At 57.1% G+C, this 8,771-nt stretch carries 8 protein-coding genes and 1 pseudogene; 1 reads left to right on the top strand and 8 read right to left on the bottom strand.

Annotation, left to right across the window (positions count from 1 at the left end; translation table 11 throughout):
• Positions 1-185 precede the first annotated feature (185 nt).
• From cmoB to ACIGDJ_RS17365, 5 genes are all read right to left on the bottom strand, one after another.
• Positions 186-1,142: a tRNA 5-methoxyuridine(34)/uridine 5-oxyacetic acid(34) synthase CmoB gene (gene cmoB / locus ACIGDJ_RS17385; RefSeq protein WP_397478962.1), complete on the bottom strand. Its 957-nt coding sequence runs from the start codon at positions 1,140-1,142 to the stop codon at positions 186-188.
• The gene (gene cmoA / locus ACIGDJ_RS17380; RefSeq protein ID WP_313000926.1) at positions 1,139-1,882 is read right to left on the bottom strand and encodes a carboxy-S-adenosyl-L-methionine synthase CmoA; all 744 of its coding nucleotides are present in this window, start codon (positions 1,880-1,882) and stop codon (positions 1,139-1,141) included. Before cmoA ends, cmoB begins: the two co-directional genes overlap by 4 nt.
• 246 nt (positions 1,883-2,128) lie before the next feature.
• The gene (locus tag ACIGDJ_RS17375; RefSeq protein WP_397478961.1) at positions 2,129-2,521 is read right to left on the bottom strand and encodes a protease inhibitor I42 family protein; all 393 of its coding nucleotides are present in this window, start codon (positions 2,519-2,521) and stop codon (positions 2,129-2,131) included.
• A 215-nt stretch (positions 2,522-2,736) separates the two neighbouring features.
• A complete protein-coding gene (gene lon / locus ACIGDJ_RS17370) occupies positions 2,737-5,154 on the bottom strand; it encodes an endopeptidase La (protein ID WP_397478960.1) in 2,418 nt (805 codons plus the stop codon).
• Between the two features lie 791 nt (positions 5,155-5,945).
• Entirely contained in the window at positions 5,946-6,320 is a 375-nt protein-coding gene (locus ACIGDJ_RS17365) for a DUF6124 family protein (RefSeq protein WP_397478959.1), read from the bottom strand.
• 408 nt (positions 6,321-6,728) lie between these two features.
• Between ACIGDJ_RS17365 and ACIGDJ_RS17360 the strand changes: the two are divergent.
• Positions 6,729-6,983 (top strand): annotated as a pseudogene (locus ACIGDJ_RS17360) (Tn3 family transposase); the annotation flags it as partial.
• Between the two features lie 13 nt (positions 6,984-6,996).
• On the opposite strand, the gene ACIGDJ_RS17355 reads toward ACIGDJ_RS17360, so the two are convergent.
• The 3 genes from ACIGDJ_RS17355 to ACIGDJ_RS17345 are packed head-to-tail and all read right to left on the bottom strand — an operon-like array spanning position 6,997 to position 8,494.
• Entirely contained in the window at positions 6,997-7,302 is a 306-nt protein-coding gene (locus tag ACIGDJ_RS17355) for a hypothetical protein (RefSeq protein ID WP_157830931.1), read from the bottom strand.
• Positions 7,299-8,012, bottom strand: a complete 714-nt coding sequence (locus tag ACIGDJ_RS17350) for a DUF4225 domain-containing protein (protein ID WP_397478958.1) — start codon at positions 8,010-8,012, stop codon at positions 7,299-7,301. The genes ACIGDJ_RS17355 and ACIGDJ_RS17350 overlap by 4 nt, the downstream gene beginning before the upstream one ends.
• Complete coding sequence (locus ACIGDJ_RS17345; protein WP_313000942.1) at positions 8,009-8,494, bottom strand: Hcp family type VI secretion system effector; 486 nt, start codon at positions 8,492-8,494, stop codon at positions 8,009-8,011. Before ACIGDJ_RS17345 ends, ACIGDJ_RS17350 begins: the two co-directional genes overlap by 4 nt.
• Positions 8,495-8,771: the final 277 nt, after the last annotated feature.

Here is an 8,771-nt window from a genome sequence, read left to right as displayed (position 1 = left end):
CGTGCTTCTAGCACCGCGGACTCGCAGCTTGCCATCCACCCCTCTCACCCTAGAGTTTATTCCTAGATCAAGACACAAGCGGGCTTGCTCGCGAAGACGGTGATTCAGGCAACCATTTATCGTCTGACACACCGCCTTCGCGAGCAAGCCCGCTCCCACAGGGGGATCTGCGCTGTGAGATCGGGTTATTTCTTCGCGACAATCACCGCACGCATCGGCGCCGGCAGTCCCTCGACAGTTTTGCTGTGATCCTCAGGATCCAGAAAATCGCTCAGCGACTGATACTTCATCCACTCCGTCCCGCGCTGTTCCTCGACGGTGGTGGTGCTGACATCCACACAGCGAATATCGGTAAAACCCGCCCGACGCAGCCACAATTCCAGCGCCGGCACCGATGGCAAAAACCACACGTTGCGCATCTGCGCATAACGATCTTCCGGCACCAGCACCTGATGCTTGTCGCCTTCGACCACCAGGGTTTCCAGCACCAGTTCGCCGCCCTTGACCAGGCAATCCTTCAGCGCCAGCAAATGCTCGATCGGCGAGCGGCGGTGATAGAACACGCCCATGGAAAACACGGTGTCGAAGCCTTCCAGATTCGGCGGCAAGTCTTCGAACGGGAACGGCAGGTGCCAGGCATTCGGCTCGGACAAGTAGCGCTGCACCGCCTGGAACTGACAGAAGAACAGCCAGTTCGGGTCGACGCCGATCACGCTGTCAGCGCCGGCGCCAAGCATGCGCCACATGTAGTAGCCGTTGCCGCAACCCACGTCGAGGATGCGTTTGCCTTTGAGATCCAGATGCGGCGCCACGCGCGACCACTTCCAGTCCGAGCGCCATTCGGTGTCGACGTGCACACCGAACAGATCGAACGGGCCTTTGCGCCACGGCGACAGGCCCATCAGTGCGGTGCGCATCTGTGCGCGGGTTTCGTCGTCGCAATCGGTGTCGAGTTTCAGCCCGTTGAGCAGGTCGACTTCGCTTGGCTGGATCTTCGGCAAGGCGTCCAGCGCACTTTGCCAGCGCTCCAGATCGCCGTGGCCTTTTTCCATTTTCTTGTCGAGTTGATGCTGCAGGGTGTTGGCCCATTCGGCCAGCGGTGTGCCGGCCAGGCGGCGGGCGAGGGGGGACAGATCAATCATGGCAAGGCAATCAACGAGGCAAAGTTAAGACACTGGAACCACGGCACGACTTTCGAGAACCCGGCCGCCAGCAGGCGTTCGCGGTGTTCTTCGAGGCTGTCGGGCTTCATGACGTTTTCGATGGCGCTGCGCTTCTGGGCGATTTCCAGTTCGCTGTAGCCGTTGGCGCGTTTGAACGCCACGTGCAGATCGGTGAGCAGCGCATGTTCCTCGGCATCGTTGAAGCGCAGCTTCTCCGAGAGAATCAGCGCGCCGCCGGGCACCAGCGATTGGCGAATGCGCGAGAGCAGTGCGGTGCGCTGATCCGGGGCGATGAATTGCAGGGTGAAGTTCAGCGCCACGACCGAGGCCGGTTGAAACTTCAGCGCGAGGATATCGCCCTCGATCACCTCGACCGGCAGCAATTCCTGAAACATCGAATCCTGGCCGTTGAGGTACTCGCGGCAGCGCTCGACCATTGCCACCGAGTTATCCACAGCGATCACCCGGCATCCATCGGTGCGTACGTGGCGGCGCAGGGCTTGAGTGACAGCGCCCAGCGACGAGCCGAGGTCGTAAAGGACGGTGTTGGGCTGGGCGAATTGCGCGGCGAGCACGCCGAGGTTTTCGACGATGGTCGGGTAACCCGGCACCGAGCGCTTGATCATGTCCGGGAACACCCGCACCACGTCTTCATTGAAGGCGAAGTCAGGTACCTGGGCCAAGGGCTGGGCGAATAGGCGATCGGGTTCTTTGCTCACGGCGGCGTCCGGCGGTGTCGGTGGAAAAGGCCGGCATTTTAGCCAAAGTGGCGCGCGGATGCTTGAATTGCTGATAAGCCGAATTTGCGGTGATCGTTCCCTCGCTCTGCGTGGGAACGCATTCCGTGATGCTCTGCGTCACAGCAACGGCGGAACGCAGAGCGTCCCTGGCGGCGTTCCCACGCGGAGCATCGGAACGATCAATAGCGAGTTTGCTCGCAAAGAAGCCAGCGCGGTGTCCCGCCGTCAGTTCACCGAAATGGCGCAGTCAAAGGTTTCCACTGGCAGCACTTCTGGCGCCCAGGGTTGTTGTGAGGTCAGGCGCAAACGCCCGGTGCCGGCTGCGAAGGCCTGGAAGCGCCAGGTCGACACACCCGCCGCACCGACGACACCGGCGTCCTCCGGATTGCTATAGACCTCAGGGCTGAGCGCCCGCAATACGCCGCCGGCCGAGTCCTGAATTGCCCAGCGATAGCCCGTGGTCGGGTTGCTCGGCAGGATAATTATCAGATTTTGCCCGGTGCTGAGCCGCACGGGGCATTCGCTTTGTTTTTCCACGGTCACGTTGTGTTTCGTTTGCGTGGCGCAAGCGGCCAGCAAGGAAAAGGCCAAGGGAAGAAACAGGCGAGTGGGGGACATGGGTCAGCAGCTCCGGCGGTTACGACGAACGGCGAGCATAACTGAAGATGAGACACAGTGTGACAATCTGGGAATCCAGCGTTGTCAGCACTGACGCCTTCGCTGGCAAGCCAGCTCCCACAGGGTTTTGTGATGAACACAGGATATGTGAACACATCGGACACTGTGGGAGCTGGCTTGCCAGCGAAAGCGGTATAGCAGGCACTACCTGATTATCAGAACAGCACCTTCGCCACATCGGCAAACCGCTTGGCAAAGTGCACGGTTATGCCTTCCTTCAGGTAATCAGGCAGTTCCTCGAAGTTGCCGCGGTTCGCTTCCGGCAGGATCAATTCGAAAAGCTTCTGCCGCCGCGCCGCAATCACCTTCTCACGCACCCCGCCAATCGGCAGAACATGCCCGGTCAGCGTCAGTTCGCCGGTCATTGCCACGCCTTTCTTCGGTGGCTGATTTCGCGCCAGCGACAGCAACGCACTGGCCATGGTCACGCCGGCGCTCGGGCCGTCCTTCGGCGTCGCGCCTTCCGGAACATGCAGGTGGACGAAGGCTTCGTCGAAGAACTTCGCATCACCGCCGAACTGCTTGAGGTGCGAGCTGACGTAGCTGTAGGCGATTTCCGCCGATTCCTTCATCACATCGCCCAGTTGCCCGGTGAGCTTGAACCCACGGTTAAGCGTATGAATCCGCGTGGCTTCGATCGGCAAGGTGGCGCCGCCCATGCTGGTCCAGGCCAGACCGGTAATCACGCCGGTGCCGGACAACACCTGTTCGTTGCGGAACACCGGATGGCCGAGCGAGGCTTCGAGGTCTTTCGGGCCGAGTTTGATCACCGCCTTGGGATCGTCGATCAGCTTCATCACCGCTTTGCGCACCAGTTTGCCCATCTGTTTTTCCAGCTGACGCACACCGGCTTCACGGGCGTAGCCGTCGATCAGGGTTTTCAGTGCGCTGTCGCTGATGCTCAGGCTGCCTTTCGACACGCCGGCCTTTTCCAACAGCTTCGGCCACAGGTGACGCTTGGCGATGGCGACTTTTTCTTCGGTGATATAGCCCGACAGGCGAATCACTTCCATCCGGTCCAGCAGTGGGCCGGGGATCGAGTCCAGAGTGTTGGCGGTGCAGACGAACAGGACTTTCGACAGGTCCATGCGCAGGTCGAGGTAATGGTCGAGAAATTCGACGTTCTGCTCAGGATCAAGGGTCTCCAGCAACGCCGAAGCCGGGTCGCCCTGGTAGCTCTGGCCCATCTTGTCGATCTCGTCGAGCATGATCACCGGGTTCATCACTTCGACGTCTTTCAGCGCCTGTACCAGTTTGCCCGGTTGCGCGCCGATGTAGGTGCGGCGGTGGCCCTTGATCTCGGCCTCGTCACGCATGCCGCCGAGGCTGAAGCGGTAGAACGGCCGCCCCAGCGATTCGGCGATGGATTTGCCGACACTGGTTTTACCCACGCCCGGCGGACCGACCAGCAGCACGATCGAACCGCTGATCTCGCCTTTGTAAGCACCGACGGCGAGGAATTCGAGGATGCGATCCTTGATGTCGTCCAGACCCGCGTGGTGCTTGTCGAGGACTTTGCGTGCGTGTTTGAGGTCGAGTTTGTCTTTGCCGTACACGCCCCACGGTACCGAGGTTGCCCAGTCCAGATAATTGCGCGTGACCGCGTATTCCGGCGAGCCGGTTTCGAGGATCGACAGTTTGTGGGTTTCTTCTTCCAGGCGCTTCTGCACCTGCGCCGGCAGGGTTTTGCCTTCGAGGCGCTGCTGGAACTGTTCGAGGTCGGCACTGCGGTCATCCTTGGTCAGACCGAGTTCCTGCTGGATAACCTTGAGTTGTTCCTTGAGGAAGAACTCGCGCTGATGCTCGCCGATCTTGCGGTTAACTTCAGCTGAAATCTCTTTCTGCAGGCGCGCGACTTCGACTTCCTTGCGCAGCATCGGCAGGACTTTTTCCATGCGCTTGAGCATCGGCACGCAGTCGAGCACTTCCTGCAGTTCAGGCCCGGTGGCAGATGTGAGCGCGGCGGCGAAGTCGGTCAGCGGCGACGGGTCGTTGGGGCTGAAGCGGTTGAGGTAGTTCTTCAGCTCTTCGCTGTACAGCGGGTTGAGCGGCAGCAGCTCCTTGATCGCATTGATCAGCGCCATGCCGTAAGCCTTGACCTCATCGGTCGGCTCGGTCGGCTGGTGCGGGTATTCGACCTCCACCAGATACGGTGGGCGGTGATGTTTGAGCCAGGTCTTGATGCGCACGCGGCTCAGCCCCTGGGCGACGAATTGCAGTTTGCCGTTCTCGCGACTGGCGTGGTGAACCTTGACCAGCGTGCCGTATTCCGGAAGGGCGCCGGTGTTGAAGTGGCGCGGGTCTTCCTGGGGCGTGTCCATGAAGAACAGGGCCAGGGAATGATGTTCGGATTTGCTGACCAGTTCGAGGGTTTCGGCCCACGGTTCTTCGTTGACGATGACCGGCAGGACCTGGGCCGGGAAGAACGGGCGGTTGTGGATCGGGATGATGTAGACCTTGTCCGGCAGGTTTTGGCCTGGCAGGGCGAGGCCTTTGCCGGAGGAGGTGTGTTCGATGTGGTCGTCTTCGGTGTAGTCGTCGGGGTGATCGGGGAATTCTTGCTGGTCGCTCATGGGGCACCTGCGCAATGGGGTATGGGTCTTAGATGGGGCAGGGCTTGGGTGGTTTCAATGGGAGGGGATGTTTCTGCTTGTGTGTTCAGGGTTTTGACAGGTGTCACGCTTTTGGGCTTGGCGGCCTTTGGGCCGACCATGTTCTTTGGGGTTGGTGTGTATATCCGTTGCTGCGGTAACGGCTGCTTAGGGTTTCGCCCTGACGGCGACTCACTTTTTTGACAAACGCCTCAAAAAAGTAAGCAAAAAAACGCTTGCTCCTACGTGCGGCCCGCTCGCTGGGGCTCGGGGTTCCTTCGCTGCGGGATCGATCCGGGGGGCAGCGCCTACGGTTTGCTTCGCTGCACCTCCTCTCGCTGTGTTTGGCTGCGCCAAACGGTCGCTGCGCTCCCACCCCCGGATCAATCCCTCCACTCAGCCTTCCGACGTCGCTCGTGGATCAAGATCAAGAGCAGGCGAGCTGACACTCGGCCTATTGAGTGGTGAAGAGCTTGGTGTGCTTGGCTTTGGATTTGTGGTGTTCTTGCCCCTCACCCCAGCCCTCTCCCGAGGGAGAGGGGCCGGTTTTTGGGCTTTTCAGAATGTGAGTTCGGCTCGGTATTGCACGTCGGCGTGTCTCTCCCAAACACCTCGGTCAGTCCCCTCTCCCTCCGGGAGAGGGCTAGGGTGAGGGGCTGTTGATTCACGCTTTGAAGCTCAAGTTCGGCTCGGTATTGCACGTCGGCGTATCTCGCCCAAACACCTCGGTCAATCCCCTCTCCCTCTGGGAGAGGGCTAGGGTGAGGGGCTTTTCAGTTGTGAGTGGGGGGGTGGGATATTTCGTGGTTATCCAGTGCGCGGTTCACCGCGAGTTCGGCGAGCATGATGATTTGCTGGATCGCCAGGATGGTGCGTCGCTGCGGCAGTTCGATGTAGGCGGCGATGTCGCTGGTCATGAGGCTGGCTTGGGCCAGGGATTCGCAGGCGTGTACCAGCAGGCTTTCGTTGTCTTGATCGGGGGCGACCTGGAACATGGTGCTGGGCTTGTGGAAGCGCAGGGTTAAGGCGTTGGGTTTGAGGTAGTGGTCGAGGGCGCGTTCGGCGGCGTCGTGGAATCTTTTTGAGCCGGGGAATTCGTAGGGGGTAGTGTCGTCCGCTGCGGGCGGATTGGGGGTTGGTTTGATCATGGTGAATACTCAGTTGGTGAAAGTGGAGCTGCCTTCGATTGCCGCGACGCAATCTGAGGTGGCAGCTGTACGCGGGTTCGCGGACCGATAACTGAGAAATCGGCATACCTCCAAGGACGGTATCCCGCGCACAGCCGCCATGACACAAGCTACAGGCACCGAGGTGCCGTGAGGTTGGCGATTATGCATCAGTTATCGGGCCGCGACGCCCGTTCGCTGAATTTGCAGCGACCCTCAGAGCCTATCCACCCCACTTCCGACGCACAACCGACGCGACTTGTGGGAAAAACTCCGCGCAATCACCAGTTTCTGTAGGACAAGCACAGTTCCTACAAAATGGTATTGCTCGCGTCGTGCTGGTACAGCAGGCCGATTTGCAGTCAACACAAATCGTGACCGGATAATTGATTGCGCCTGATGGTGTACATCATCGTGCTGTGGAACTCCTTCTACATCACGGCCCCCGTGGAGGGACTAAAGCACCACGGCTACCCGGTGCTGGACGAAGATCTGGCTCGGCTATCACAGCATATTTTCTAACATATCAATATGCTGGGACGGTACTCCTTCGCAGCACTAGGTGACCCGCAGCCAGTGCGTCATCAAGACGAAGGCTGTGAGGATAACCAAGACGCGGTTTTGAAAAAGCCTTTATGGGTATAGATTCGGTTTGAGGTTACTTTCGTGAAAAAAACCACTTAACTTTCCGCTTGACCGGTAATGAAAATGAATGAAGGAGAATGCAAGAAAACGCAAGCCAACCAATAAGTGGGTGCTCTGCAATTATCTCTGGTCTATGCCCTAAAAAAAGAAAGTTATTATTTTCTATAATATCTATATAAGGTACAACAAAGAAGCCATTGAACGTCAGGCAGAAGAAAAGCTTAATACTATTTAACTTTTTTCCAGAAAGGCGTGCTTTTAGAAGGTAGGCGAAAAAAACACCACAAACGGCCAAGATAGGGAAAATCCACACAATCATTTCGTGGTCTCTTGGTAGATCTGTTTTCCTGTTTGGAAATCAGTGTGTATTTCAAGCCCCCATGCGCTAGCGCCCATTCCTTTATAAGATCGCACATAGTCTGTCCTTACGTATCTAAACAAACGCCAGGCATCGGGCTTTAATATGTAGCGACTAAGGCCGTAGGCAGACATGCCTAGGTCAGCGGTGCTGTAGGCTAAATTCCCTTCGCGCGCTTCATATCCCACCGACTTTGCTATGGCTTGATAACCCTTCCTGACAGGGCCTTCTGTATCAGCTCGATCCTCTAAAAGGTTGCGCCCGTTTTCATAAATGTTATTGGCTCCATGGGCCATCATTGGCACACCAGCCACGAGACACAATGTGCCTGCTGAGGCATAGCATATCCCACCGCCTGTAATAACCTGCATTGCACCAGCGATAGCGCCGGCCCCCTTTTTAGTTATTTCCCATGACTGACTAAGCAAACTGCTTTGTTCGTTCTTCAGGTCCTGTAAACCCTGCTCAGGAGTTTTTTTGCCCTGAGAAACGTCATCAACAATCCTTTTGGCGTAATAAGCGACTTCACGGTTGAACTGCAAGCGCAGCATGCCGTCTTTGATGTGTTTAACGCCCAATGTGCTGGCCTGGCTTCCTAGTTTTCCAGCTGCGGCGCTGACCATCCAGTAGTCACAACTATCAGATGTGCAACTCTCGCTCAGTCGTTTCATTCGTTATTTCCCCATGTGCCATATCCGCTGGTGCCAGCAGCATGGTGGGTCCAAGTTATATCTCGGTAGCGGATAGCTATATGCTCTTGTGGTTCGGCATCGTTCTGCAAAATTGAATGGGGCATTTCAAGTGTTAAGTCAGCAATAACTCCGCCGTTGATCGAAACTGAGTAGAATCTTTCCTGCATGCCGGAAGAGGAAATTCGATAAAAGCTAATTGTGCAGTTTATCTGCTCTCTAGTTGAAAGTGCTTGAGCAAGGAGAGGTGAGGATTTATCAATATTTTTGGTGATGATAATTGGATTGTGTGTTGGCTTGTCGATGTTTCCGATGCTGACCATGTTGTGGGAGTAAGAAAGCACCATGATTTCGTCGGTATGCCCTGACTGGCACTTGTTGCCAATAGAGTCCTGTGTTGAACAACCCGCTGAAATCAATCCTTGAGCCTTTCCGGTGATGGTCATGTAACCATGGTTAGACATACGTGGAACTCCTTTTAGTCAGCCGAACATCCTATTACAAGGGTCTCAGGTGTGATGTAGGGCATTTCTGAAAAGCCACACGAAATATGTTGAACTGAGATCTGACGGCAACTCCGGAAAATGTCTCGTAAGTTTGTGAGTAGGTCGCGAATCCAGGGTGTCCGAGCTTAATCTGGCGTGCCATTGCCACCATTTCGCACCGGTGGCGATGAAATGGGCTTGGATGGCTTCCTGTTTGCTGTCTGACCCACCGTTATCGCTGGCAAACAAGCTCCCA

It is taken from the genome of Pseudomonas sp. NPDC079367, from assembly GCF_044542195.1.
Classification (GTDB): Bacteria; Pseudomonadota; Gammaproteobacteria; order Pseudomonadales; family Pseudomonadaceae; genus Aquipseudomonas.
This window is presented reverse-complemented; position numbering and strand designations above follow the sequence as displayed.

What these genes read in the sequence shown, in the direction of transcription:
- cmoB (WP_397478962.1), bottom strand. Translation starts at nt 1,142, where the DNA reads ATGATTGATCTGTCCCCCCTCGCCCGCCGCCTGGCCGGCACACCGCTG.
- ACIGDJ_RS17365 (WP_397478959.1), bottom strand. Translation starts at nt 6,320, where the DNA reads ATGATCAAACCAACCCCCAATCCGCCCGCAGCGGACGACACTACCCCC.
- ACIGDJ_RS17375 (WP_397478961.1), bottom strand. Translation starts at nt 2,521, where the DNA reads ATGTCCCCCACTCGCCTGTTTCTTCCCTTGGCCTTTTCCTTGCTGGCC.
- ACIGDJ_RS17350 (WP_397478958.1), bottom strand. Translation starts at nt 8,012, where the DNA reads ATGAAACGACTGAGCGAGAGTTGCACATCTGATAGTTGTGACTACTGG.
- lon (WP_397478960.1), bottom strand. Translation starts at nt 5,154, where the DNA reads ATGAGCGACCAGCAAGAATTCCCCGATCACCCCGACGACTACACCGAA.
- ACIGDJ_RS17355 (WP_157830931.1), bottom strand. Translation starts at nt 7,302, where the DNA reads ATGATTGTGTGGATTTTCCCTATCTTGGCCGTTTGTGGTGTTTTTTTC.
- ACIGDJ_RS17345 (WP_313000942.1), bottom strand. Translation starts at nt 8,494, where the DNA reads ATGTCTAACCATGGTTACATGACCATCACCGGAAAGGCTCAAGGATTG.